General features: G+C 64.0%; 20 protein-coding genes. 8 read left to right on the top strand and 12 right to left on the bottom strand.

All coding sequences use genetic code 11. From position 1 onward, the window contains the following. Positions 1–82: 82 nt before the first annotated feature. Together AC5P88_RS01000 and AC5P88_RS00995 are read left to right on the top strand one after the other, a co-directional pair. Positions 83–1,429 (top strand): phosphohexomutase domain-containing protein, encoded by a 1,347-nt coding sequence (locus AC5P88_RS01000; protein ID WP_150359453.1) that lies wholly within the window; start codon positions 83–85, stop codon positions 1,427–1,429. A gap of 11 nt (positions 1,430–1,440) precedes the next feature. Then, a complete protein-coding gene (locus tag AC5P88_RS00995) occupies positions 1,441–2,844 on the top strand; it encodes a mannose-1-phosphate guanylyltransferase/mannose-6-phosphate isomerase (protein ID WP_111189308.1) in 1,404 nt (467 codons plus the stop codon). A gap of 93 nt (positions 2,845–2,937) precedes the next feature. Here the strand turns inward: AC5P88_RS00995 and rfbD are convergent, their stop codons facing one another. Genes rfbD through rfbB form a run of 4 tightly spaced genes read right to left on the bottom strand, consistent with a single transcriptional unit; the run spans position 2,938 to position 6,342 of the window. After that, entirely contained in the window at positions 2,938–3,834 is an 897-nt protein-coding gene (rfbD, locus tag AC5P88_RS00990; protein WP_111189307.1) for a dTDP-4-dehydrorhamnose reductase, read from the bottom strand. Further along, a complete protein-coding gene (gene rfbC / locus AC5P88_RS00985; RefSeq protein ID WP_111189306.1) occupies positions 3,831–4,388 on the bottom strand; it encodes a dTDP-4-dehydrorhamnose 3,5-epimerase in 558 nt (185 codons plus the stop codon). Before rfbC ends, rfbD begins: the two co-directional genes overlap by 4 nt. Beyond that, positions 4,385–5,272 (bottom strand): glucose-1-phosphate thymidylyltransferase RfbA, encoded by an 888-nt coding sequence (gene rfbA, locus AC5P88_RS00980; protein ID WP_111189305.1) that lies wholly within the window; start codon positions 5,270–5,272, stop codon positions 4,385–4,387. The genes rfbC and rfbA overlap by 4 nt, the downstream gene beginning before the upstream one ends. Positions 5,273–5,286: 14 nt before the next feature. Next, positions 5,287–6,342: a dTDP-glucose 4,6-dehydratase gene (gene rfbB, locus AC5P88_RS00975; RefSeq protein WP_111111844.1), complete on the bottom strand. Its 1,056-nt coding sequence runs from the start codon at positions 6,340–6,342 to the stop codon at positions 5,287–5,289. A gap of 284 nt (positions 6,343–6,626) precedes the next feature. On the opposite strand from rfbB, the gene AC5P88_RS00970 reads away from it, so the two are divergent. The 6 genes from AC5P88_RS00970 (at position 6,627) to wecB (ending at position 12,581) form a co-directional block, all read left to right on the top strand. Next, positions 6,627–8,054, top strand: coding sequence for a UbiA family prenyltransferase (locus AC5P88_RS00970; RefSeq protein ID WP_111189304.1), 1,428 nt, complete (start codon positions 6,627–6,629; stop codon positions 8,052–8,054). A gap of 40 nt (positions 8,055–8,094) precedes the next feature. Continuing rightward, positions 8,095–8,472 (top strand): SMR family transporter, encoded by a 378-nt coding sequence (locus AC5P88_RS00965; protein WP_111111829.1) that lies wholly within the window; start codon positions 8,095–8,097, stop codon positions 8,470–8,472. 3 nt (positions 8,473–8,475) lie between these two features. Continuing rightward, positions 8,476–9,447, top strand: coding sequence for an NAD-dependent epimerase/dehydratase family protein (locus tag AC5P88_RS00960; RefSeq protein ID WP_111111830.1), 972 nt, complete (start codon positions 8,476–8,478; stop codon positions 9,445–9,447). A 246-nt stretch (positions 9,448–9,693) separates the two neighbouring features. Continuing rightward, positions 9,694–10,440: an electron transfer flavoprotein subunit beta/FixA family protein gene (locus tag AC5P88_RS00955; RefSeq protein WP_111111831.1), complete on the top strand. Its 747-nt coding sequence runs from the start codon at positions 9,694–9,696 to the stop codon at positions 10,438–10,440. After that, positions 10,440–11,378 carry an electron transfer flavoprotein subunit alpha/FixB family protein gene (locus AC5P88_RS00950; protein ID WP_111173906.1) on the top strand — a complete coding sequence of 313 codons (939 nt, stop codon included), beginning with the start codon at positions 10,440–10,442 and terminating at the stop codon, positions 11,376–11,378. The genes AC5P88_RS00955 and AC5P88_RS00950 overlap by 1 nt, the downstream gene beginning before the upstream one ends. 60 nt (positions 11,379–11,438) lie before the next feature. Continuing rightward, the gene (gene wecB, locus AC5P88_RS00945; protein WP_343125819.1) at positions 11,439–12,581 is read left to right on the top strand and encodes a non-hydrolyzing UDP-N-acetylglucosamine 2-epimerase; all 1,143 of its coding nucleotides are present in this window, start codon (positions 11,439–11,441) and stop codon (positions 12,579–12,581) included. A 19-nt stretch (positions 12,582–12,600) separates the two neighbouring features. Here the strand turns inward: wecB and AC5P88_RS00940 are convergent, their stop codons facing one another. The 8 genes from AC5P88_RS00940 to AC5P88_RS00905 all read right to left on the bottom strand — a co-directional run bounded on the left by AC5P88_RS00940 (position 12,601) and on the right by AC5P88_RS00905 (position 24,279). Then, on the bottom strand, positions 12,601–13,911 hold the full coding sequence (locus AC5P88_RS00940) for a glycosyltransferase family 4 protein (protein WP_150359452.1): 1,311 nt from the start codon (positions 13,909–13,911) through the stop codon (positions 12,601–12,603). Then, complete coding sequence (locus AC5P88_RS00935; RefSeq protein ID WP_150359451.1) at positions 13,911–15,455, bottom strand: hypothetical protein; 1,545 nt, start codon at positions 15,453–15,455, stop codon at positions 13,911–13,913. Before AC5P88_RS00935 ends, AC5P88_RS00940 begins: the two co-directional genes overlap by 1 nt. A gap of 343 nt (positions 15,456–15,798) precedes the next feature. Continuing rightward, positions 15,799–16,227, bottom strand: a complete 429-nt coding sequence (locus AC5P88_RS00930; RefSeq protein ID WP_150359450.1) for a hypothetical protein — start codon at positions 16,225–16,227, stop codon at positions 15,799–15,801. A gap of 262 nt (positions 16,228–16,489) precedes the next feature. After that, complete coding sequence (locus AC5P88_RS00925; protein ID WP_227843567.1) at positions 16,490–19,489, bottom strand: polysaccharide pyruvyl transferase family protein; 3,000 nt, start codon at positions 19,487–19,489, stop codon at positions 16,490–16,492. 26 nt (positions 19,490–19,515) lie between these two features. Further along, positions 19,516–20,799: an ABC transporter ATP-binding protein gene (locus AC5P88_RS00920; protein ID WP_150359448.1), complete on the bottom strand. Its 1,284-nt coding sequence runs from the start codon at positions 20,797–20,799 to the stop codon at positions 19,516–19,518. Further along, positions 20,789–21,613 carry an ABC transporter permease gene (locus AC5P88_RS00915; protein WP_111111838.1) on the bottom strand — a complete coding sequence of 275 codons (825 nt, stop codon included), beginning with the start codon at positions 21,611–21,613 and terminating at the stop codon, positions 20,789–20,791. Before AC5P88_RS00915 ends, AC5P88_RS00920 begins: the two co-directional genes overlap by 11 nt. After that, positions 21,613–22,785, bottom strand: a complete 1,173-nt coding sequence (locus tag AC5P88_RS00910; RefSeq protein ID WP_111111839.1) for a cystathionine gamma-synthase — start codon at positions 22,783–22,785, stop codon at positions 21,613–21,615. Before AC5P88_RS00910 ends, AC5P88_RS00915 begins: the two co-directional genes overlap by 1 nt. Before the next feature lie 123 nt (positions 22,786–22,908). Next, entirely contained in the window at positions 22,909–24,279 is a 1,371-nt protein-coding gene (locus AC5P88_RS00905) for a pyridoxal-phosphate dependent enzyme (protein ID WP_049397548.1), read from the bottom strand. Between the last annotated feature and the right edge of the window lie 262 nt (positions 24,280–24,541).

Genomic DNA, 24,541 nt, shown 5'->3' with positions numbered 1-24,541 from the left:
CTGCCCGGGCGCCCGTGGCTCACCGGCCGTTTGCAGACCCTCCCGCTATAATCGGGTTTCTCTATCCGGATGGACTGGTTCGATGCCCCTGCCCGCCTTCAAGGCCTATGACATCCGTGGCCGCGTGCCCGAGGAACTGAACGAAGACCTGGCCCGCCGCATTGGTGTTGCACTGGCCGCCCAGCTCGCACCGGGCCCGGTGGTGCTGGGCCATGACGTGCGCCTGACCAGCCCGGCGCTGCAGGACGCACTGGCGGCCGGCCTGCGCGGCACCGGCCGTGAAGTGATCGACATCGGCCTGTGCGGCACCGAGGAGGTCTATTTCCAGACCGACCACCTGGAGGCGGCCGGCGGCGTGATGGTCACCGCCAGCCACAACCCGATGGATTACAACGGCATGAAGCTGGTCAAGGAGAAAGCACGGCCGATCAGTTCCGACACCGGCCTGTTCGCGATTTCCGATGCAGTGGCCACCGATACCTCCGAGGCCCAGCCGCCGCGCGCAGGCCTGGCTGCCCGGCACGACAAAAGCGCCTACATCCAGCACCTGCTGGGCTATGTCGATGCCGGCAAGCTCAAGCCGCTGAAGCTGGTGGTCAATGCGGGCAATGGCGGCGCCGGTGCCATCGTTGACCTGTTGGCACCGCACCTGCCGTTCGAATTCATCCGCATCTGCCACGAGCCGGACGGCAGCTTCCCCAACGGCATCCCCAACCCGCTGCTGCCGGAGAACCGCGCCGCCACTGCCGACGCGGTGCGCGAACACGGCGCCGACTTCGGCATCGCCTGGGATGGCGACTTCGACCGTTGCTTCTTCTTCGACCACACCGGCCGCTTCATCGAGGGCTATTACCTGGTCGGCCTGCTGGCCAAGGCGATCCTGGCCCGCAATCCGGGCGGCAGGATCGTGCATGACCCGCGCCTGGTCTGGAACACTGTGGACATGGTCGAGCAGGCGGGCGGCGTGCCGGTGCAGTGCAAGAGCGGCCACGCCTTCATCAAGGAAAAGATGCGTGCCGAGGACGCGGTGTACGGTGGCGAGATGAGCGCCCACCACTACTTCCGCGAGTTCGCCTACGCCGACTCCGGCATGATCCCGTGGCTGCTGATCGCCCAGCTGATCTCCGAAAGCGGTCGTTCGCTGGCCGACTGGGTTGAAGACCGCATGGCCGCCTACCCGTGCAGTGGCGAGATCAACTTCAAGGTCGCCGATGCCAAGGCCGCCGTTGCACGCGTGATGGAGCACTTCGCGGCGCAGTCGCCCACGCTGGACCACACCGACGGCATCAGCGCCGACTTCGGCAGCTGGCGCTTCAACCTGCGCAGCTCCAACACCGAACCGCTGCTGCGCTTGAACGTCGAAGCGCGCGGTGACGCTGCGTTGATGCAGGCGCGTACCGACGAAATTTCCCGTCTGATCCAGCAGTAACCGAGGCCCGCATGAGCAGCATCCAGCCCGTCATCCTGTCCGGTGGGTCCGGTACACGCCTATGGCCGCTTTCGCGCGAGGCCTACCCGAAGCAGTTCCTGCCACTGGCCGGCGAGCTGACGATGCTGCAGGCCACCTGGCAACGCGTCGCCCCACTGGCGGCGCGTGGCCCGCTGGTGATTGCCAACGAAGAGCACCGCTTCGTCGCCGCCGAGCAGCTGCAGCAGGTCGGCGCTGAACCGGCCGCGATCATCCTTGAACCGGTGGGCCGCAATACCGCACCGGCTATCGCCGTGGCCGCGCTGGAGGCCACCCGTGACGGTGCCGACGCGCTGCTGCTGGTGCTGCCCTCCGATCATGTGATCACCGACGAGGCGGCCTTCCGCAACGCGGTGCAGGCCGCCGCCAGTGCCGCTGAAGCCGGCAAGCTGGTCACGTTCGGCATCGTGCCGACCGGCCCGGAAACCGGCTACGGCTATATCAAGGCTGCCGACGGCCAGGGCCTGCGTGCCGTCGAACGCTTCGTCGAAAAGCCCGACCTGGAGACCGCCACCGGCTACGTCAGCAGCGGTCAGTACTACTGGAACAGCGGCATGTTCCTGTTCAAGGCCTCGCGCTACCTGCAGGAACTGGAGTGCTTCCAGCCGGCGATGCTGGCCAGCAGCCGCCAGGCCTGGCAGCAGGCGCGCCGCGATGCCGACTTCACCCGCTTGGACAGGGATGCCTTCACGGCGGTGCAGTCGGACTCGATCGACTACGCGGTGATGGAAAAGACTGCCGATGCAGTCGTGATCCCGCTGGATGCCGGCTGGAACGACGTCGGTTCGTGGACCGCGCTGCGCGATGTCTCGCAGCAGGATGGCGACGGCAATGCCCACCAGGGCGATGTGATCGCCATCGACTGCCGCAATACCTATGCCTATGCGCAGCGCCTGGTGGCCCTGGTCGGCCTGGACGATGTGATCGTGGTCGAGACCGACGACGCCGTGCTGATCGGCAAGGCCGACCGCATGCAGGAGGTCAAGACGGTAGTGGCGAAGCTGAAGGCTGAAGGCCGCAGCGAGGCGACCTGGCACCGCAAGGTGTATCGCCCGTGGGGCGCCTACGACTCGATCGACAACGGTGAGCGCTTCCAGGTCAAGCGGATCACGGTCAAGCCCGGCGGCACGCTCAGCCTGCAGATGCATCACCACCGCGCCGAACACTGGATCGTGGTCAGCGGCACCGCGGAGGTGACCCGCGGCAACGAGGTGATCCTGCTCAGCGAGAACCAGAGCACCTACATCCCGCTGGGCGTGACGCATCGCCTGCGCAATCCCGGCAAGCTGCCACTGGAACTGATCGAAGTGCAGTCGGGCAGCTACCTGGGCGAGGATGACATCGTGCGGTTCGAGGATACGTACGGGCGCAGTTGAGGCATCAACGCCTGCGCCCCACGGTAGCGCCGGCCCATGGCCGGCGAGCGCAGCGGCTTGCAAGCATCCGCGGGGCGTGGCCCGGCGCTACCCTTATCGGGCAATCTCTGCCATCACCCGCTTCAGGCCGTCCTGCCATGCCGGCAGCACGATGCCGAAATCCTGTTGCAGTTTGCGGTTGTCCAGCACCGACCAGGCTGGGCGCTTGGCCGGGGTCGGATACTCGGAACTGGAAATCGCCTCGACGGTCGGCACCTTGACCAGCGCGCCAGTGGCCAACGCTTCGGCGAAGATCGCCTCGGCAAAGCCGTGCCAGCTGGTCTGGCCACTGGCGGTCAGATGCCAGGTGCCGGACAGACGGCCCGGGTGCTGCAATGCCTGCGCGGTCACATCGGCAATCAGCGCGGCCGGCGTGGGCGTACCGACCTGGTCGGCCACCACCCGCAACACATCGCGCTCGGCGCCCACGCGCAGCATGGTGCGCAGGAAGTTCGCGCCATGCGAGGCATAGACCCAGGCCGTGCGGAAGATCAGGTGGCGACCACCGGCCGCGCGTACGGCCTCCTCGCCATCGCGCTTGCTGGTGCCATATACACCCAGCGGTGCGGTCGGTTCGTCCTCGCGGTAGGGCGCGCTGCCTTGGCCATCGAACACGTAGTCGGTGGAGTAATGCACGAATGGCACGCCATGCGCGGCACACCAGCGCGCGATCATCCCCGGCGCCTGCGCATTGGCCGCAAAGGCCGCGTCGACCTCCTGTTCGGCACGATCGACGGACGTGTAGGCCGCGGCGTTGACCACGATCGACGGCTGCAGCCGGTCCAGCAGGGCCGGCAGGCTTTCAGGCTGGCCGAAATCGGCGGTTTCGCAGGCGCTGCCATCCGGCAGAGCGCCGCTGCGGGTGGTCGCGACCACCTTGCCCAGCGGCGCCAGCGCGCGCAGCAGCTCCTGGCCGACCTGGCCGTTGCCACCGAAGACCAGAACGGTCATGGCACGTAGACCGGCAGGCGGTCTTCGGCGATGTCCTTCAGGAAGGGGGCATTCTCGTCCTTGGCCGACAACGTTGGCACACTGAGCGGCCAGTCCACGGCGATATCGGCATCGTTCCAGCGCACGCCGGCATCGAAGTCCTTCAGGTAGACCTCGGTGCACAGATAGCTGAACACCGCGCGCTCGGACAGTACGGCAAAGCCGTGGGCGAAGCCTTCCGGAATCCAGAACTGCTTCTTGTTCTCCGCGCTCAGCACCACCGCTTCCCACTGGCCGAAGGTCGGCGAGCCGCGACGGATGTCGACGGCCACGTCATAGACCTCGCCTTCCAGCACGCTGACCAGCTTGCCCTGCGGGCGCGGCCACTGGTAATGCAGCCCGCGCAGGACACCCTTGGCCGAGGTCGAGACGTTGCTCTGCACGAAGCGATCCGGCAGGCCCAGCGCGGCGAAGCGCTCGGCGTTCCAGATTTCGAAGAAGTAACCGCGAGCATCGCCGAACACGGCCGGTTCGATCACTACGCAACCGGGCAACCTGGTTTCAATCACTTTCACGGAACAACTCCACGCAGGGCGAGCTTGTGCAGGTACTGGCCGTAGCCGTTCTTGATCAGTGGTGCAGCCAGGGCTTCCAGCTGTTCGGCATTGATCCAGCCCTGCCCGAACGCGATTTCCTCCGGGCAGCAGACCTGCAGGCCCTGGCGGGTCTGGATGGTCTCGATGAAATTGGAGGCTTCCAGCAGCGACTGGTGGGTGCCGGTATCGAGCCAGGCATAACCGCGGCCCAGTGGCTCGAGGTGCAGCAGGCCCTGCTCCAGGTACCTGCGGTTGAGATCGGTGATCTCCAGCTCGCCGCGGGCCGAGGGCTTCAGCTCGGCGGCGTAGTCACAGGCATGCGCATCGTAGAAGTACAGGCCGGTCACCGCGTAGTTCGAGCGCGGGTTGAGCGGCTTCTCGACAAGCCCGACCACCTTGCCACTGGCGTCGAACTCGGCCACGCCATAGCGCTCGGGGTCGTTGACCCAGTAGCCAAACACCGTGGCCCCCTGGTCACGTGCGTCGGCGCGGCGCAGCATTTCGCTCAGCCCATGGCCGTGGAAGATGTTGTCCCCCAGCACCAGGCAACTCGGCTTGCCGGCAACGAAATCGCGACCGATCAGATAGGCCTGGGCCAGGCCATCGGGGCTGGGCTGCACGGCGTACTGGATGTCCATGCCCCACTGCGAACCGTCGCCCAGCAGCTGCCGGAACAGCGCCTGTTCGTGCGGGGTGTTGATGATCAGCACCTCGCGGATGCCCGCCAGCATCAGCACGCTGAGCGGGTAGTAGATCATCGGCTTGTCGTACACCGGCAGCAGCTGCTTGCTGACACCCTGGGTGATAGGGTACAGCCGGGTGCCGGAGCCACCGGCGAGGATGATGCCCTTGCGCTGGGTCATGTCGTCTCCTGCGCTCAGGCCGCGGTACCGATGCGCTGCAGGCGATAGCTGCCATCGAGCACGCTGTTGACCCACGCCTGGTTGTCCAGGTACCAGTCCACGGTGCGGCTGATGCCCTGCTCGAAGGTATAGGCCGGCTCCCAGCCCAGTTCGTTCTTCAGCTTGGAGGCATCGATCGCATAGCGGCGGTCATGTCCGGGGCGGTCGGCCACATGGGTGATCTGGCTGCTGCGCGGCTGGCCGTCCGCACGCGGGCGGCGCTGGTCCAGCAGTGCGCAGATGGCCTGCACCACTTCGATGTTCTGCTTTTCCGAGTTGCCGCCGACATTGTAGGTCTCGCCAATCTGGCCCTTGGCCAGCACGGTACGGATCGCTTCGCAGTGGTCGGACACGAACAGCCAGTCGCGCACCTGCCTGCCATCGCCGTACACGGGCAGCGGCTCGCCGGCCAGCGCCCTGGCGATCACCAGCGGGATCAGCTTCTCGGGGAAGTGGTACGGGCCATAGTTGTTGGAACAGTGGGTGGTCAGCACCGGCAGCCCGTAGGTGTGGTGGAAGGCCCGCACCAGATGGTCGGAAGCCGCCTTGGACGCCGAGTACGGCGAATTCGGCGCATAGGTCGAGGTTTCGCTGAACTTGCCGGTCTCACCGAGGGTGCCGTACACCTCGTCAGTGGACACGTGCAGAAAGCGGAACGCCGCGCCCTGCTCGGCCGGGAGCGCTTTCCAATGGTCGCGCACCGCCTCCAGAAGGCCCAAGGTGCCGACCACATTGGTCTGGATGAAGGCACCCGGACCATCGATCGAGCGATCCACGTGGCTCTCGGCCGCGAAGTTCAGCACCGCCTCCGGCTGGTGTTCGGCCAACAGCCGGGCGACCTGGGCCTGGTCACCGATGTCGCCCTGCACGAACACATGGTTGGAATCACCGTCCAGGCTGGACAGGGTCTTCAGGTTGCCGGCATAGGACAGGATGTCGAGGTTGACGATCTTCACGCCTCGGGCAACCGCCTCAAGGACGAAATTGCCGCCGATGAAACCGGCACCGCCGGTGACGAGCCAGGTAGGCACCATCCAATCTCCAGGTTCAGGGGACGTGCTCCCTGACGGGATGGCACATCAAAGTACTGAGGATACCGTCCTCATGCCCGATCCGGCATGACTGTGCACAGTGCGACGAGCCGGCGACGACCAGGTGGCCCCGCCGGAACAGCTGCCGGCCCCCCTCTTGACCGCCGGGCCACCCGCAGGCACCACCATGCCCAATTGGACGCCAGTGGCTATACTCTGGCCCGGAATTCAGGCTGCCCTTCGGATTCAGCATCTCCAACCACAAGGATATCGACGGAAAACGCATGCAACGAACTGATCGCGCACTCTGTGTGGACCTGGATGGCACCCTGCTGCGATCGGATCTGCTGTACGAATCCCTGCTGACCCTGCTGGCCAGCAATCCCCTGTATGTCTTCCTGCTGCCGCTATGGCTGCTGCGTGGCAAGGCCGCGCTGAAACATGAGATTGCCTCACGGGTCAGGCTGCCGGTTGAATTCCTGCCCTACGACGAGCGGGTGCTGGAGTTGCTGAAAACGACCGAACAGAGGCCCCGCGTCCTCTGCTCGGCGTCTGACAGCAGCCTGGTCAACGCCATTGCCACCCATCTGGGGATATTCGACGAAGTCATGGCCAGCGATGGTCAGCGCAACCTCGCCGGTCACCACAAAGCGGAAGCGCTCAATGCGCGCTTCGGTGCGGGTCAGTACGATTACATGGGCAATGCCAGCGTGGACCTGCAGGTCTGGAAGCACGCCGGAGGCGCCTACGTGGTCAACGCCAGCGCCGGGCTCGCCGCCAGCGCAGCCCGGCAGACTGCCGTGCATGCGCATTGGCCGGCCCGTGGCGGTGGCATCCGCACCTGGATCAAGGCACTGCGCATCTATCAGTGGGCCAAGAACCTGCTGGTCCTGGTTCCGCTGCTGACCGCCCATCGCTTCTTTGATCTACCCGCAGTGCTGGATGCGGCCACCGCATTCATTGCGTTCGGACTGTGCGCATCGGGTGTGTACCTGCTCAATGACCTGCTGGACCTGGCCCCGGACCGGCAGCATGCGCGCAAGCGCAAGCGCCCGTTCGCCGCCGGTAACCTGCCGCTGCTGCACGGCCTGCTGGCAGCGCCGTTGCTGACCCTGGTCGGGTTCGCGCTGGCCCTGTGGACCAGCCCGGCCTTCGCCCTGGTGCTGTTCGGCTACTACGTCATGACCCTGGCCTATTCGTTCGTGCTCAAGCGCATGGTCATGATCGATGTCGTCGTGCTCGCGGCCCTGTACACGGTGCGCATCATCGGGGGAGCTGTAGCGATCGACGTGGAGCTGTCGTTCTGGCTGCTTGCATTCTCCATGTTCATTTTCCTGAGCCTGGCCCTGCTCAAGCGCTACACCGAGCTGGAGGCTGTGGTCTCGGCCGGCAAGACCAAGGCCAGCGGCCGTGGCTATGCCGTCGGCGACCTGCCGCTGATCCAGTCCTTCGGTGCCGCCGCCGGCTACATCGGCGTGCTGGTGTTCGCGCTGTACATCAACAGCCCGGAGAGCCTGGCCCTCTACCAGCAGCCGAAAATACTATGGCTGCTGTGCCCGGTCCTGCTGTACTGGATCAGCCGTGCCTGGATCATCGCCCACCGCGGCAACATGCATGACGATCCGATTGTCTTCGCTGCGCGCGACCGCGTCAGCCAGGCCATCGCCCTGCTCGCGCTGGTCATTGTTGGCTGCGCGACGTTCCAGTGGTAGCCACTGACTGCCCCCTTCCTGCCAGAGTCCCTGGAATCACATGTATACCGCCTTCATTCCCTTGATCCTGTTCTCCGTCGCGCTGAACGCCAGTGCACAGCTGTTCTTGCGCCAGGGCATGCCCCAGGTTGCGCTGGTAACGTCTGATGGCATGTTCCCGCTGCTCGCCAGCGGCCTGCGCGTGATCTTCAATCCCTGGGTGTTCGCCGGCCTGTCCTGCTATGCAGTCAGCATCGTGCTGTGGATGTACGTGCTGTCCAAGGTCCAGGTGAGTTTCGCTTACCCGTTCCTGAGTGTCGGCTACGTCATCGTCGTTGCTGCCGCCTATTTCTGGTTCCGCGAACCGGTGAGCATCATGAAGCTCGCGGGGGTCGCACTGATCTGCGTCGGTGTCGTTCTCGTCGCGAAGGGAGGTTGAACAATGGCCCGTCACATCGTCATTGGTGGCAGTGGTTTCACCGGCACCTACCTGGTGCGTTCGCTGCTGTCGCAGAACCAGCAGGTCGCGGTCATCGACATCGCCCCCATGGCTGCGGAATTTTCCGGCAAGGTGGACTACCACTGCATCGACATCGTGGTGCCCGGCGCGCTGCAGCAGGTCGCGTTGAATGAGGGTGACATCGTCTACCACCTGGCGGCCCGCCAGTTCCACAACGACGTTCCGCATCGCAACCAGGACGAGTGGTTTGCTGAAGTGAATGTTGGCGGCACCGCCAACGTGCTCGAATGGATGTCGCAGCTGGCGACGCCACGGCTGGTCTATACCAGCACGGACATGGTCTACGGCCTGCCGCAGAAGCTGCCGGTCCCGCCGGATCACGCCAAGAATCCGCTGGGCCCCTACGGGCGCAGCAAGGCGGCGTCCGAACAGCTGTGCGAACAGGCCCGTGGCCGCGGTTTCAGGATCACCATTCTGCGCCCGAGAATGATCGTCGGCCCGGGTCGATTCGGCATCCTGACCAAGCTGTTCAAGCTGATGGACCTGAACCTCCCGATTCCGACCATCGGCAGCGGCCGCAACCGCTACCAGATGATCGCGGTGGAGGACGTGGTGAACGCGATCCAGCTGTCGGTGGCACACGACCTGCCTGCCGTCGCCCTGAGCCTGGGCTCGGGCCCGGCTCCGGTGGTGCGCGAACTGTTACGCAATACGATCCGGCGCATCGGTTCGCATTCGATGGTCATTCCGGTACCTGCCGGCCCGCTCAAGCTGACGCTTTCGCTGCTGGAGAAGCTCGGCAAGCCGCTGCTGCACCGCGAGCAGTACCAGATTGCCGACATCAACTACGTCGTGGATATTGCTCCCACCGAGACCACGCTGCAGTGGGCACCGACCAAGAACGACGAAGACATGCTGGTGGCGGCTTACCAGCATTATCGCCAGAGCACCTGACGCAAGCGATCAGATCTCACCGGCCTGAAATGGCATGTCGGTATCGGTCCGGTGCCGGTTTGCATCTGCGTCTGCGGGGCAGCAAAAAAGGCGCCCCGCCCACGGATATCCATACGCATTCGCATGGTCCCCCCAAGCCAGCTAGAATCGGGGTCCCACCCCCGAACCGGTTGCTGTTCCAGGACCGGATGATCTCCAGCAAATGTGAGCCGGCCAGCGGCCGGCACTACAAGGACCCCGTACCAGATGAAAATCCTCGTCGCGTACAAGCGCGTGGTGGACTACAACGTCCGCATTCAGGTCAAGCCGGACGGTTCCGGCGTGGTCACCGACGGCGTCAAGCTGTCCCCCAATCCCTTCGATGAAATCGCCCTGGAAGAAGCCCTGCGCCTGCGCGACAAGGGCATCGCCAGCGAAGTGGTGGTTGCCACCATCGCCCCGGCCGATGCCCAGGCGCACCTGCGCAACGGACTGGCCATGGGCGCCAACCGTGCCATCCACGTCGTCACCGACCAGGCCATCCAGCCGCTGACCGCTTCGCGCACCCTGCTCAAGCTGATCGAGAAGGAACAGCCGGACCTGGTGATCCTGGGCAAGCAGGCCATCGACGACGATGCCAACCAGACCGGGCAGATGCTGGCCACGCTCTGGGGTCGCCCGCAGGCGACCTTCGCCAGCAAGCTCGAGATCGCAGGCGGCAAGGCCACGGTCACCCGTGAAGTCGACGCCGGCCTGGAAACGCTGGAAGTGGACCTGCCGGCGGTGGTCACCACCGATCTGCGCCTGAACGAACCGCGCTTCATCAAGCTGCCGGACATCATGAAGGCCAAGGCCAAGCCGCTGGAGACCCTGCAGCTGGCCGACCTCGGCGTTGAAGCCGCCGATACCTTCAAGACCACCCACTACGCCGCGCCGTCCAAGCGCAGCAAGGGCGTGATGGTCAAGGACGCGGCCGAACTGGTTGCTGCACTCAAGCAGAAGGGGTTGCTGTAATGAGCAAGATTCTCGTCATCGCCGAGCACCACGACGGCAAGCTCAACGCCGCCACCGCCAAGACCGTCAGCGCCGCTGCCGCCATCAGCGGTGCCAGCATCGATGTGGTGGTGCTGGCCGCCGATCCGGCCGCGGTCGCCGCCGAGGCCGCGAAGATCGCTGGCGTCGCCAAGGTCCTGACCGTGGCCGATGCCGCCAACGCGCAGGGCATCGCCCAGGTGCTCGCGCCGCAGATCGCGCAGCTGGCCAAGGGCTACACCCACGTGTTCGGACCGTCGACCACCTTCGGCAAGGACCTGATGCCGTGCGTGGCCGCCCTGCTCGGCGTCAACCAGGTCTCCGACCTGATGACCGTCGAAGGCAGCCACACCTTCAAGCGCCCGATCTACGCTGGCAACGCGATCATCACCGTGGAAGCTCCGGCCGACCAGATCGTGGTCGCCACCGTGCGCGCCGCGTCGTGGCCGGAAGCCGCCCAGGGCGGCAGTGCCGCCGTTGAAGCGGCCAGCGTCGATGCTGCGCTGCCGACCCACACCCGCTTCATCGGCCTGGCCGCCGGTGCCAGCGACCGCCCGGACCTGCAGAGTGCCAAGCGTGTGGTCTCCGGTGGCCGCGGCGTCGGTTCGGAAGAGAACTTCAAGGTGATCTTCCAGCTGGCCGACAAGCTCGGTGCCGCCGTCGGTGCCTCGCGCGCTGCCGTCGATGCCGGCTACGTGCCCAGCGACCTGCAGGTCGGCCAGACCGGCAAGATCATCGCGCCGGAACTGTACGTGGCCGTGGGCATCAGCGGTGCCATCCAGCACCTGACCGGCATCAAGGACGCCGGCACGATCGTCGCGATCAACAAGGACGGCGATGCGCCGATCTTCGAGATTGCCGATATCGGCCTGGTGGGGGATCTGTTTGCGATCCTGCCGGAGCTGGAAACGGCGCTTTGACGTGTACCTGCCGCTGGCTCCGGCCAGCGGCACAGTCCCTTTGAATTCAAGCAGGTGATCGTGAGTACTCCCTACAAGAAGGTAATGGTTGTCTTCGGCACCCGTCCGGAAGCCATCAAGATGGCCCCGGTGGTGGAAGCCCTGAAGGCCCGGCCTGAGATCGAGACGATCGTTGCGGTTACCGCGCAGCATCGACAGATGCTCGACCAGGTCATGGACCTGTTCAGTATCACGCCGGATGTCGACCTCAATGTGATGGAACCTGGCCAGACGCTGGCAGGCCTGTTCGCCAAGATCCTGACCGGCATGACCGCCGTCATCGCCGAGCACAAGCCGGACCTGGTGCTGGTGCATGGCGATACCAGCACCACGCTGGCCAGTGCGCTGGCCGCGTTCTACAACCGCGTGGCCGTCGGCCATGTGGAAGCAGGACTGCGCACCGGTGACATTTACGCACCGTGGCCTGAAGAGGCCAACCGCCGCCTGACCGGGCCGCTGACCCGCCTGCACTTCGCGCCGACCACCCGCTCGCGCGACAACCTGCTGGCTGAAGGTACGTCTAGCGATGACATCCACGTCACCGGCAACACCGTGATTGATGCCCTGCTCAACGTCGCCGACAAGCTGAAGCACGACACCGCGCTGATTGAATCGATGCGGGCCCGTTTCCCGTTCCTTGATGCTTCCAAGCGGCTGGTACTGGTGACCGGCCATCGCCGTGAAAACTTCGGCAGCGGCTTCGAGAGCATCTGCGAAGCACTGAAGGCCCTGGCCGCGCGCGGCGATACGCAGATCGTCTATCCGGTCCACCTCAACCCCAACGTGCAGGGACCGGTCAACCGGATCCTCGCCGATGCCCCGGGCGTGGTCCTGATCGAGCCGCAGGATTACCTGCCGTTCGTCTACCTGATGACCCAGGCGACGTTGATCATCACCGACTCCGGTGGCGTGCAGGAAGAAGCGCCGTCGCTGGGCAAGCCGGTGCTTGTGATGCGCGACACCACTGAGCGCCCGGAAGCCGTCGACGCCGGCACGGTGCGGCTGGTCGGCACCGATGCCCAACGTATTGTCGCCGAAGCCAGCCAGCTGCTGGATGACCCGCAGGCTTACCAGCAGATGTCACGGGCGCACAACCCATATGGCGATGGTCTGGCGAGCAAGCGTATCGCCGAGATCATCATCAGCGGCCACTCAACGCTCTGAGCATCCTCCGGCGCCGGGCTCAGTCCCGGTGCCGGGTCCCCGCAGCAGCAGCTGCGCGGCATACCTCCGCGAGACGCGCGGCAAGGCGATCCCAGCGATACTCGGCAAAGGTCTCGGCCCCAAGCCGCAGGCCTGCCTCAAGCCGCCCCTGCTGCTTGCGCTGCACGAGATCACGCAGCAGCTCGGCAAGCTGCCCTGCTTGCGGGGCTACCAGGAAGCCGCACTGCTCCTTCCTGATGATGGCGGCCGCTGCGTCGGCCTGGTCCGGCTGCAAGTGCAGTACCGGTCGTCCCGACCCCAGGTACTCCAGCAGCTTCCCCGGAATCTGGGTCATGCCGGCATTGCCGATGCTAACCAGCACATCGGCCTGCTGCTGCAACTCGACCGCGGCAGCGTGCGCCTTGTTGCCGACATATCGCAGCTGTTCGGGATGCTGCGCGAACAATGCTGCAAACTTCGGGGGAATCCCGGGGCCAGCGACCGTCAACGTTGCGCCCGGGGTTGCCAGTACCGCCTCAAACAGCGGGGCAGGATCCCGGAACGGATAGAAACGCCCGGTATAGACCAAGGCAAGACCATTGCCAAACGCCGTACGGACCGGAGCGGAAACAGCAGCGACCGGAAATCCCTGCGGGATCACGGTGATCGGTGCGATATCCTCACCATGCCGCTGCCGCAACAGCTCAGCCGTCGCTTCCGAGGTCACGATCAGCGCAGCCGATTCCCGGCAGACCCGGCGCTCGAGCGCGAATGATCGTTGCATCCAACGCTTCGGCGTGTACGCCGTCAGCACCGGATCCCCAAGCTCGGACACCAGCGGCACCCCGCTCTCCCTGCTCAGGGTCAACGCCACCATCAGGCCCGCTGCAGGTTCATGCGAACCGATGATGACCTGAGGCCGTCGTTGCAGCAGAAGCCGACGCCCTTCACGCAGTGCGTGGGTGATCCAACGCGAGCGGCCATCTGGAAACACGGCGGCGTCCACCACGGCTCGCAGCCGAAGGACCCAGCGCCCCTTCCAGTTCAACAATGCGGCAGTCTTCGCACTACCAGCCGCACGCTCATCCTCTGAGGCATCCCGCGCCCTGCCCGTCCTGCGACGCAATCGCGTGGACACCGCATCCAGCGCAGCCTCCAGCCAACCTGGAGCTGCGCGATGCACTTGGACGCCGATCGGCTCCGGCTGGACCTGCATGCCAGCGCCGACCGTTCGGGTCAGCACATCGATCTCGAATCCACCGTTGGCCAGTTCCGTGGCCAACTGGGTTATCCGCAAAGACTGTGGCGAAGGATTCGGTGAGAAGTCATGCGCGCTGATCAGGATCCGCATCACTCTGGCACTCTGGTGGAAGCACTTTCGGCCGCCTCATCCACTCTCTCTCCAGCAACGGACTTCCGCTCGGCGCCCAATTTCCAACCATGCAGGCAAGGCCACACTGCAGCGCAGAGGAGGGGCGCCAACAGGAGCATACCGAGGAAATAGCGCCCCTGGATCTCGAGGGCGACGTGCACGCACCAGAACGAAACCAGCCAGGCAAGCGGAATGGCGGCGTCCAACAACGCACGCCTGCGAACTGCCAGGAACACCGTCACCATCACCAGCAGCAGGATAAGCGTTCTTGCGATCTTGTAGACCCTGTCATACCACTGGGTAAGCTCACCCATCCTGGAGGCGAAGAACGGATGGGCCGCCAGCTTATCCTTCGCCACTGGCGCATCGGAGAACCAGTACCACGCGTAGGGCTGGGCAAGCACGATCATGCGTGTCTTGCATTCAACTACCTTCAACCAATGCCCCGAGTCCTGCGCAGCTAGACGGTTGCGAACAGCCTGGGGCAAAGACAGATGCAGATCTTCGGCAGCCGCTTGGGTACCGCCGGGGCTCCAGGCTCCACAGGTTGCGGCATCCGTGGAGGAGGTGAGCAAGCCGTTGTAGAGCGTCACTCCGAGCCCGGTACGGAAGGAACCAGCGTTCCCGGCCTTGCTGCGCCAAGCAGAATCAACGACCCCACCCAGCACCGCGCCGACGGCAACCAGGCATAGCAGCCAAGTCCAGCGCGCCCGGCGCGGCCGAAGCAATGTGAACGGCGCGAGCAGCGCCACAAATGCCAGCAACACAAGGGAATACTGGGTCCGCGTCGACGTCGCAAACACCAATGCCAACACCATCAGCGCGGCCCCCCGTCGATCCGCCCCCAACAGGAATGCCCTCCCCGATACGATGGCAATTGCCAATGCGGCGGCGCTGAGCATGTCCAGTTGCACAATGCCTGCATAGGGCACCAGGAGACAGAGATAGAGCCACAGCAGAACTGTTGGCAATCTATAGCGGCTCCTGTCCAGATGATTGCAGGCCATCGCCAGGCAGAACACTGCAGCGACATTGAGCAGCAAGGCGCTCAGCCATGGCGACAGCCCCAACGCCTTCGGCGCAGCGAGCAGAAGCAGCGCGAGCCCGCCACGGTGATAGTCATCCAGCGCCGATGCTGCGTACCAGTAGTACTCCCAGTCACTTATTGGAGCCGGCAGGAAGGTGGATGCCAGCCACCACGCCGCTAGCGTCCAAAGGAGCGTCATTCCCGCTGCCTGGATCAGCTCACCCTTAAATTTCGTTACAAGCGACATGAATCGCACCCAATATTCCCGTCCAACTGAAAGTCTGCTTGTTGCTTGCGGGGACGTCCACTGCCTTCTTTCAGCCACGACCGCATAAAGAAAAGGAATGGCCAGCACCATGCCAAGGAAGTAGCGACCTTGGACTTCCAGAAGTCCGTGGACGAACCAGAAGCCCAGCACCCACACGGCGAGCGCTAACGCCCCAACCCAATCACGGCCGGCAATACCCAAGCCGATACCTGCCAGCAGCAGGATCATGCACAGCGAGCAAACCCAGCCAAATGCTACCCCATAGGATTCGGCAACGCCGCTGAATCGAACCGCGAGTCGTGGGTCCTGCTCCAGCCTGGACCGCGTTCCATCCGCGCCGACCAGCCAGTCCCATGCATAGGGTTCCGGTAGCAGGATCCGCTTTTACTTGCACAGGACCACGTCAAGCCAGTGCGAAGCTTCCTTCTCTTGAAAGCGCTTTGCCACTGCGACGGGCAACGCCATGGCGGAGGCTTCTGGCGTCCAGCCTCCACACCAGTTGCCGCTGGAAGACGAACTTAGCAGCCCCATGTACAGAGTCACACCGAGACCAGTACGGAGCTGCCCCGAGTTACCCGCCAGCGAGCGCGAAGCAAAATCGAGTGTCGCGCCCAGCCCGGCACCCAGCAGCAGTAGGCCTGCAAGCGTCAGCAGTAGCCTCCTGGCGCCCCCCCGTGAGCAGGATCTTGCACGGCAGCAGGATGCCCGCCATGGCCAGGAAGACCAGGAAGTACTGTGTGCGCGTGGCGCCGGTGAGTCCAAGGAAGACCACCGTCCACACCGCGTTTGCGAGGCCTCCTTGGGCCGCGAGTCGCTTTCCGAACCAGATGGCGGCAATCAGCCAGCCCGCAGCGACCATATCCACCTGCACGATGCTGGCGAACGGTGCCAGCAGCATCAGATAGGCGACGATCAACAGTGTGGGGACGCGGTGGCGCGTTGAATCAAGCCGATCAGCAGCGAACAGCATCCAACCCGCAACAACGGAGTTGAGCAGCAATGCCCGTGCCAGGGTTCGGCACCTGCGAGCTTGAACGGGGCAAACAGGTAGATGCTTGGCCCGCGCGCAGGTAACCCGAAGGATCCGTCGACGCGTTCCAGTAATAGGCCCAATCACCCGAAGGTTGCGGTTGCAGGGCCACAGCCAGTGACGTTGCCGTCACCAGCCACAGTACATAGACAACCAACAGCGACAGTGAGACGGCGGACGGAGAAAACCGGGCACCCCGCCCTTCGACCTGGAGTCCTTCCTTGGTCGTACCTTATCTCCTGCCAAGCAGATCGAATGCCGCCGAGATTGCCTCCGCCCTGCTGTTCCAGCTGTTCTCATCGGCCATTTCGGCGTAACGACGGCGCATCGCAGGATCGTCCTTGACGGCAAAGGCCGCGTCGATGGCCTGGCTCAACTCAGCGACCGAACTGCCCCGATAGACTTCCGGATGGGCGACACACTCGTTCATCCACGCCGTCACGACCACCGGCCGCTCAAGTGCGAAGTACTCGAACAACTTCAATGGCGACGTCGTCCTGGCAATCTCGCCCGGCTCGAACGGAATGAAGCAGACATCGAACTGCTTGGCGTACGCGGGCAGGATCTTGTAGTTCACCGAACCGAGGTAGAGCACGTTCTCGTCGGTCGGCAGGGATTTGACGCCGCCATAGTAGTCCGGGCCGATGAACACAAAACCGATATCCGGCCGTGCCTTGGTCAGCGCTTGGATGCCCTCGTACCAGAGCCACGGTGCAATTGCGCCGAAGTAGCCGACAACCTTCGAGTACTTCTTCCTGAACTCAACGAGTTCAGCAGGAATTTCGACTTGATCATGGTCTGTATTGCGATAGTGCAAGGTGTCCACGCCATTCTGGGCGACAATCACGCGGGATTCGCCCACGGCCGCCACGGCCTCCTCGGCCAGTGCAGCGGCGGATGCGACGACGATGTCCGCACCGCCGGCGAATGCCCAATCCTTCAGATTCACCAGGCGCGCGATATTGTCCGAATCGCCACTGATCTGCGGGTCGATATGGTCGATGTACTCGTACACGATCACGTTCGAATCGCTGAATTCCGAAACCCGCGCTGGCGAGTATGCATAGGCCGTGCTGTAGATCGAACGGACGGTACTCGGGATCAGGTCAACCTCAGCGCTGTTGGTCAACCACAGGTTGGGTAGCACCTCGCGGAAGCCATTGACGTTGTCGCCGGCCCAGTTCCCGGTCCGATAGATGACCAGATAACCAAGCCGGGTCATCGCAGCACAGATATGCTGTGGCCGCTGATACAGCGGCACATCCCAGTCGATCGCCATCTCCTGCACGAAAACGCCGCGGAACTGATCGCGCTTGGACAGCACACGGTCGGAGAACTCCGCCCAGGTCAGGTCCGGATGCAGGGGTGCGGCGGCGGAAACGGAGCCTGGCACAGGAACCGGGAGCGGCGCAGCACCGGAACGCGGGCGCAACCAACGACGGATCTCGCCGATCTCCCTGCGCGGATCCTTCAGGAACCGGCTCAGCGACCGCAGCGGGCGGGTTACACGCCAGGAGGTGGAATGACGCAACGCAGAAACCTCCGTGGCGAGGAACCGTGCTTCCATCTCGGCCGCTTTCGCGCGGGCTGCCAGCAGGCCCGACTCGGCCTGAAGTGCATTGCGCGCGAGCTCTCCCGATTTTCCGGAGTCAATCGCCTGGTCCCAGAGCGTTTCCACCATGCCGGCGACAGACGCCGCCCATTGAATCTCCGCGTCCGTCGATTCATTCGACGCCTCCGGCACACTCGCGCCGACGGAAGCGGCCGCGCGTTGCGCCAGCCTGGACAACGCTAGCGAGAAGGCCTCGGCCCGCTTTGCCTTCTCCGTCAGTTCATTCCTCACCAGGGTGAGCGCAGCCTCAAAATCGCGCTGCTGGGTAGCGACCAGTGCCTGCTGGTGGGCCACCAGTGCCTGCTGGTCGGTGGCCAGTGCCTGCTGCGCAGCCACCTGCACCAGCAACTGATCGAGCTGATTGCCATGCAGTCTTGCCATTTCCCTGGCGTGCAGGTCCTGTTGCTCCAGCAACCGCTGGGAACGCTGCTGGCTCCACAGGCCCAGCCAGTCGAACCGCCCCATGCGCCAATCCGGGCGATGCGCTGCGGCGCTCTGCAGGGACTGGCGCAGGGCCTGCCGATGCAGTTCAGCGCCCTCGCGCAGTTGGACCAGGTGATCCTTTGACACCGACGGCACACCGTTGCGTACGTCCTTCAGCCAATGCTGGAAGACGGTGTGCCAGCGATCCTGCCCGGCATCCGGCCGCAGGCGCAAGTCGGGCGAGATTCCCGAATCCTCCGACGCGACACTCAGCTTCTCGTCGTACTCGATGCATAGCATCGGCAACTGCATCTGGGCACCGACGATCTGCGCGTGCAGCCGCATGCTGATCAGACCATCGCAGCCTGCCATGGCGTCGACTGCATTCTGCGGAACATCGACGTCGACCACCTCATGGACAAACCCTTCACCGACCGCATCGATCAACGTCTGGATGAAGCTCGAATCAGAAGCCGAGCGACCTGGCACCGAGCGCCCCTGATAGGGGATCCATACCAATGTTGCACCAGTGCCTGCCATCGAGTCGCGAAGCGCTTCGACAAATCGCTCTTCCCAGCCTGGCACAAAGCCCCAGGGCCTCAGCACCATGGCAATGCGAAGATTCTGCTTGTCTCCACCGACCGCAGCGGGCGGCGGCGTCGGCAGTGCCCAGATCGGGTCGGGGGCCACTGCAACATCTCGCTCGACACCAATCTCCTTCAGCAGACTCATGGAGCCGAGGTCACGCACCGTGACATCGTCCACATTCTGGAAGACCTCCGAGAGCAACCTGCGCGATTCAGCGCCCTCGATCGGGCCGACACCCTGTGCCCACGCGACTGTGCGAAGGCCAAACTGGCGCCCCATCATCAACAGCCTCGCGTATACCGCGACGTCAGGCTTGTTGAAGTCGTAGAGCCCGCTGATGGTCAGTGGCTGATAGGTCTGGAACAGGCCACCGCCGCCCAGTACAAACAGGTCGGCATCACTCATTTCCCGCGCGATGCCGTCCAGATCGGTCAGATCGACCGAATCCACTCCCAGCACACGGCTGGTATAGGCCGGGTCGACACTGATTGCGACCACGTCGCCACCCGCCTCGCGAACCCAATCGACCAGCGTCGCCAGGAGCAGTTCATCACCCACGTTTCCAGCGCCATACCAGCCAAACGCAATGACCTTCACAGCAGACTTCATGTGCATATCTTTCCTGACCTTTGTACTCAGGGTGACTGAATGTTGATGCGCGGTTGCGGAGCCAACCAACCGGCTCCCCCCTGCGGCTCCGACACGACGTCAAAATGCCCTGCATAAGGCAGGCGGTGGGTTCTTCGATACTCGCCATTCTCGATCAGTCCGACCCCGATCGCGAGGATGTAGCGATTCCCCGAGAAATTCGCACGCAACGTCCATGTCACTTCATGCAGCCCAGGTTGCAGGACCTGGACCTCTTCATTCATTGATTGGGTGGTGGCACTCCAGAGCGAGATGCCATCCGTGCTCATGATCTGCACGCCAAAGCATGGATCTTTGATCACTTCATCGACCTGCACCTTGACGCGTATGTTGATCGACTCGCCCTGGGTGACCGCAGCAATCGCAGCTCCGCTGGCATCCTGCAGGGCGACGGACTGGATGACCAGTCGCGTGGCACCTTCGCCGGCGGCACGGTCATGCTCAACCACGCCATCCTGCGGGTCATCTTCGCTGGCAGGATGCATGTCAAAGGTGATTCCACCTTCTTCCGCGACGACATCGTCGGAATAGACCTTGACCACGTCGCGACAGGGACCATCCATGACCATATGACCACGGCGAAGATAAATGCCGCGGTCGCAGTATTCGATCAGCGCATTCGACGAGTGGGTCACCAGCAGGATGGACACGCCGTCGCGCTGCATGCTCCGGATCCTGTTCAGGCATTTCTGCTGGAACGCGGTATCACCAACAGACAGGGCCTCATCAACGACCAGGATGTCCGGATCAACGTGGATGGCAGTGGCAAACGCAAGGCGCACGACCATGCCGCTGGAGTAGGTCTTGATCGGCTGATCGATGAAGCGGCCGATATCGGCGAACTTGGCGATCTCTTCATAGCGGGCATCGATTTCCTTGGGTGTCAGACCAAGAATCGCCGCGTTCAGGTACACATTCTCACGCCCGGTGAATTCCGGATTGAAGCCCGACCCGAGCTCGAGCAGCGCGGCAATCCGCCCGCGCGTCACGATGCGCCCGGACGTCGGCGTCAATGTCCCGCAGACCATCTGCAGCAATGTGGATTTGCCACAGCCGTTGCGACCGATGATACCAACGGTCTCTCCACGCCCAACGCTGAAACTGACCGACTCGAGCGCATGGAAATCCGAGTAGTACTTCCGGGCAGGCAATCCAAACAATCTGCGAAGCCGCGGCAACACGAACTGCTTCAAGCGGTCGCGCGGCGTGTCGTAGATGAAATAGGACTTGCTCAGGCCCTCGACTTCGATGACTGGCAACTCAGAGGACATCCGCAAACCCCTTCCTGGTCTTCTGGAACCATGCATAACCCAGCCACGCGAACACCATCGTCGCCGGCACGAACCACGCCCACACGTGCCAATCAATACCGCCCTTCCAGATCATCACCGTTCTCACCTGCTCGATGATCACGGTCAGCGGGTTGGCCAAGATGAAGGGCCTGTACTTTTCAGGCATTGCGGCCACTGCGTAGAAGATCGGCGACATGAACATCAACACAGTAATGAGCACGTTGACCACCTGGGAAACATCGCGCATGTATACGCCGAGCGAACCCAGGAACCAGCTGAGCCCCAGCGTCAGGAAGATCAGCGGCAGCAACGCAACGGGCAGCCAGAAGATCTCGGCAGAAGGCATGCCGAACAGTGCAAGGTAGAACACCAGCCAGACGCACGTACTGATCAACAGGTGGAAGCCTGCGGAAAGCAGGTTCACCACGGCCAAGACTTCCAGCGGGAACACCACCTTCTTCACGTAGTTGACGTTGCCCACGATGATGCCGGGCGCACGTGCAAGACACTCGGAAAAGAAGTTGAATGCCAGCAAGCCAGTGAACAGCACCAGCGCAAACTCGGTCTTCGACCCCGTGCCACCTTGCCAGCGCGCGCCGAACACCACCGAGAACACGAAGGTGTACACCGCCAGCATCATCAGCGGGTAGAAGAAGGACCACATCAGCCCCATGAAGGAGCCGCGGTAACGGCCCACCACATCGCGCTTGGCCAGCGCCAGGATCAGGCTCCGTTTGGCAACCAGCCCACGCACCAATGCGATGGGGCTTGCACTCTCGTCATGGGTAGCCATCAACCCAGCGCCCTCTCCAGATCCACCTGCAGATCCCCCAGATCCTCAACACCCACGCTCAGCCGCACCAGCGCATCGCTGATGCCCAGCTGCTCGCGGCGCGCGACCGGGATCGATGCGTGCGTCATCACCGCCGGGTGGTTGACCAGACTTTCCACGCCGCCCAGCGACTCGGCCAGGGTGAACAGCTCGGTCTTCTCGCAGAAGCGCTTGGCCGCCTCGAACCCGCCCTTCAGCACGATCGAGACGATGCCGCCGTAACCGGCCATCTGCCTGCCGGCCAGTTCGTGCTGCGGGTGTGACGGCAGGCCCGGGTAGATCACCTTCTCCACCGCCGGGTGCTTTTCCAGCCACTGGGCCAGCGCCAGCGCGTTGGCGCAGTGCGCCTTCATGCGCAGCGGCAGGGTCTTCAGGCCACGCAGGGCCAGGAAGCTGTCGAACGGGCCCTGCACGCCACCCACCGAGTTCTGCAGGAAGGCCATCTGCTCGGCCAGTTCGGCGTTGTCGCCAACCACCACCATGCCACCGACCATGTCCGAGTGGCCGTTGAGGTACTTGGTGGCCGAATGCAGCACCAGGTCCGCGCCCAGTTCCAGCGGACGCTGCAGCATCGGCGAGGCGAAGGTGTTGTCGACCACCACGATCAGGCCATGGCGCTTGGCGATGGCGGCGACCGCGGCGATGTCCACGATCTTCAGCATCGGGTTGGTCGGGGTCTCGATCCACACCATCTTCGTCTTCGACGTGATGGACGCTTCAAACGCAGCCAGGTCGGTCAGGTCGACGAAGCTGAAATCCAGTCCGGCGGTGCGGCGGCGCACGCGCTCGAACAGGCGGAAGCTGCCGCCGTAGATGTCATCCATCGCCACCACGTGGCTGCCAGCGTCCAGCAGCTCGATCACGGTCGAGCTGGCCGCCATGCCCGAGGCGAAGGCGAAGCCGCGGGTGCCACCTTCCAGCGATGCCACGCAGCGCTCGTAGGCGAAGCGGGTCGGGTTGTGGGTACGCGAGTACTCGAAACCCTGGTGCTCACCCGGGCTGGACTGCGCATAGGTCGAGGTGGCGTAGATCGGCGGCATCACCGCGCCGGTGCTGGGGTCGGGCGACTGGCCGCCGTGGATGGCCAGCGTGGCCAGGGCCAGGGCGCGATCCTGGGAAGTAGCGTTGGACATGTTCTTTCCTGAGGGGCGCCGAAGCTCGGCGCCGTCGAAGGTGCGGAAGTCTACCAGCGCGGCCTTAACGACCTTTGACGCGGATAAACCGGGATTCAGCAGCGAACGTCTGCGATCAGCGGCTTACTGCACGCGACGGCGCAGATAGTTCAGCAGGTCGATACGGGTGATCAGGCCCAGGAAGGCATTGCCGTCCATCACGATCGCCACCTGGCCGCGGTCGAACACCGGCAGCAGCGCCTCGATCGGCGACTTCACGTCCAGCCGGTCCAGCTTGCTGACCATCGCCGTGGCAACGGTGTCGCGGAAGCGTGCTTCGTCACCATAGACGTGCAGCAGCACGTCGCTTTCGTCGACGATGCCGACCAGCTGGTCACCGTCCATCACCGGCAGCTGCGACACGTCGTACAGCTTCATGCGCTGGTAAGCGGTGGTCAGCAGGTCGTTCGGTCCGATCACGACAGTGTCGCGCTGGCCGTACGGGCGCAGGATCAGGTCGCGCAGGTCGCCGTGCTGCGGGCGCTGCAGGAAGCCGTTGTCCAGCATCCAGTAGTCGTTGTACATCTTCGACAGGTACTTGTTGCCGGTATCCGGCACCAGCACCAGCACCTTCTTCGGCGTGGTCTGCTCCTTGCAGTACTTCAGGCCGGCGGCCAGCAGGGTGCCGGTGGACGAACCGCCCAGGATGCCTTCCTTGCCCAGCAGTTCGCGCGCGGTGTGGAAGCTCTCGGCATCGCTGATGGCATAGGCCTTCTTGACGCGGCTGAAGTCGGAGATCGACGGCAGGAAGTCCTCGCCGATGCCTTCCACCAGCCAGCTGCCCGACTTGTCGTTCAGATTGCCGTCGTTGATGTACTCGGCCAGGATCGAGCCGACCGGATCGGCCAGCACCAGCTCGGTCTTCGGCGACAGCTTGGCGAAGGCGCGCGACAGGCCGGTCATGGTGCCGGAGCTGCCACAGCCGAACACGATGGCGTCGAGGTCGCCGCCCATCTGCTCCAGGATTTCCGGGCCGGTACCGAATTCATGCGCGGCCGGGTTGTCCGGGTTGCCGAACTGGTTGATGAAGTAGGCGCCCGGGGTCTGCTCGGCGATGGTCTTGGCCAGGTCCTGGTAGTACTCCGGATGGCCCTTGGCCACGTCCGAGCGGGTCAAGCGTACTTCGGCGCCCATCGCCTTCAGGTTGAAGATCTTCTCGCGGCTCATCTTGTCGGGAACGACCAGGATCAGCTTGTAGCCCTTCTGCTGCGCGACCAGGGCGAGGCCCAGGCCGGTGTTGCCGGCGGTGCCCTCGACCAGGGTCGCACCGGGCTTCAGGTCGCCGCGCTTCTCCGCCGCCTCGATCATCGACAGGCCGATGCGATCCTTGATCGATCCGCCCGGGTTGGCGCTTTCGAGCTTCAGGTAGAGCTCGCAGACGCCGGTGTCCAGGCGCTGGGCCTTGACGATCGGGGTCTGGCCGATGAGTTCGAGGACGGAAGAATGAATGGGCATTCGGAGGACTTTCGGTTCGCGCCGCAGAGGGCCGGACCGGTGATTATCCGTCGGATGGCGATGAATGTCAGGTCGGCGCGGCGACGGCCCACAAGCCCGCAAAAAGAGATGCGGACGGCCCCGGATCGACGAGGAGACCGGTACCGCCCGCATCGGTGAGTTGTGCCTGCAGGCCAAGGCACCACCGCCTGTGGTGCCTTGGCGCGGCCGCCTCATCGGCGGTGCCGCGATGCCGGGGCAGGAGCGCCCGGCGGGGCCATCG

It is taken from the genome of Stenotrophomonas sp. YJH_SMC_8, assembly GCF_059371315.1.
The sequence above is the reverse complement of the archived record's forward strand: the minus strand, read 5'-3'. Positions and strand labels throughout refer to the sequence as shown.

Coding starts and splice junctions, on each gene's coding strand:
- AC5P88_RS01000 (WP_150359453.1), top strand. CDS start 83: ATGCCCCTGCCCGCCTTCAAGGCCTATGACATCCGTGGCCGCGTGCCC.
- AC5P88_RS00995 (WP_111189308.1), top strand. CDS start 1,441: ATGAGCAGCATCCAGCCCGTCATCCTGTCCGGTGGGTCCGGTACACGC.
- rfbD (WP_111189307.1), bottom strand. CDS start 3,834: ATGACCGTTCTGGTCTTCGGTGGCAACGGCCAGGTCGGCCAGGAGCTG.
- rfbA (WP_111189305.1), bottom strand. CDS start 5,272: ATGACCCAGCGCAAGGGCATCATCCTCGCCGGTGGCTCCGGCACCCGG.
- AC5P88_RS00970 (WP_111189304.1), top strand. CDS start 6,627: ATGCAACGAACTGATCGCGCACTCTGTGTGGACCTGGATGGCACCCTG.
- AC5P88_RS00965 (WP_111111829.1), top strand. CDS start 8,095: ATGTATACCGCCTTCATTCCCTTGATCCTGTTCTCCGTCGCGCTGAAC.
- AC5P88_RS00960 (WP_111111830.1), top strand. CDS start 8,476: ATGGCCCGTCACATCGTCATTGGTGGCAGTGGTTTCACCGGCACCTAC.
- AC5P88_RS00955 (WP_111111831.1), top strand. CDS start 9,694: ATGAAAATCCTCGTCGCGTACAAGCGCGTGGTGGACTACAACGTCCGC.
- AC5P88_RS00950 (WP_111173906.1), top strand. CDS start 10,440: ATGAGCAAGATTCTCGTCATCGCCGAGCACCACGACGGCAAGCTCAAC.
- AC5P88_RS00940 (WP_150359452.1), bottom strand. CDS start 13,911: ATGCGGATCCTGATCAGCGCGCATGACTTCTCACCGAATCCTTCGCCA.
- AC5P88_RS00935 (WP_150359451.1), bottom strand. CDS start 15,455: ATGATCCTGCTGCTGGCAGGTATCGGCTTGGGTATTGCCGGCCGTGAT.
- AC5P88_RS00925 (WP_227843567.1), bottom strand. CDS start 19,489: ATGAAGTCTGCTGTGAAGGTCATTGCGTTTGGCTGGTATGGCGCTGGA.
- AC5P88_RS00920 (WP_150359448.1), bottom strand. CDS start 20,799: ATGTCCTCTGAGTTGCCAGTCATCGAAGTCGAGGGCCTGAGCAAGTCC.
- AC5P88_RS00915 (WP_111111838.1), bottom strand. CDS start 21,613: ATGGCTACCCATGACGAGAGTGCAAGCCCCATCGCATTGGTGCGTGGG.
- AC5P88_RS00910 (WP_111111839.1), bottom strand. CDS start 22,785: ATGTCCAACGCTACTTCCCAGGATCGCGCCCTGGCCCTGGCCACGCTG.
- AC5P88_RS00905 (WP_049397548.1), bottom strand. CDS start 24,279: ATGCCCATTCATTCTTCCGTCCTCGAACTCATCGGCCAGACCCCGATC.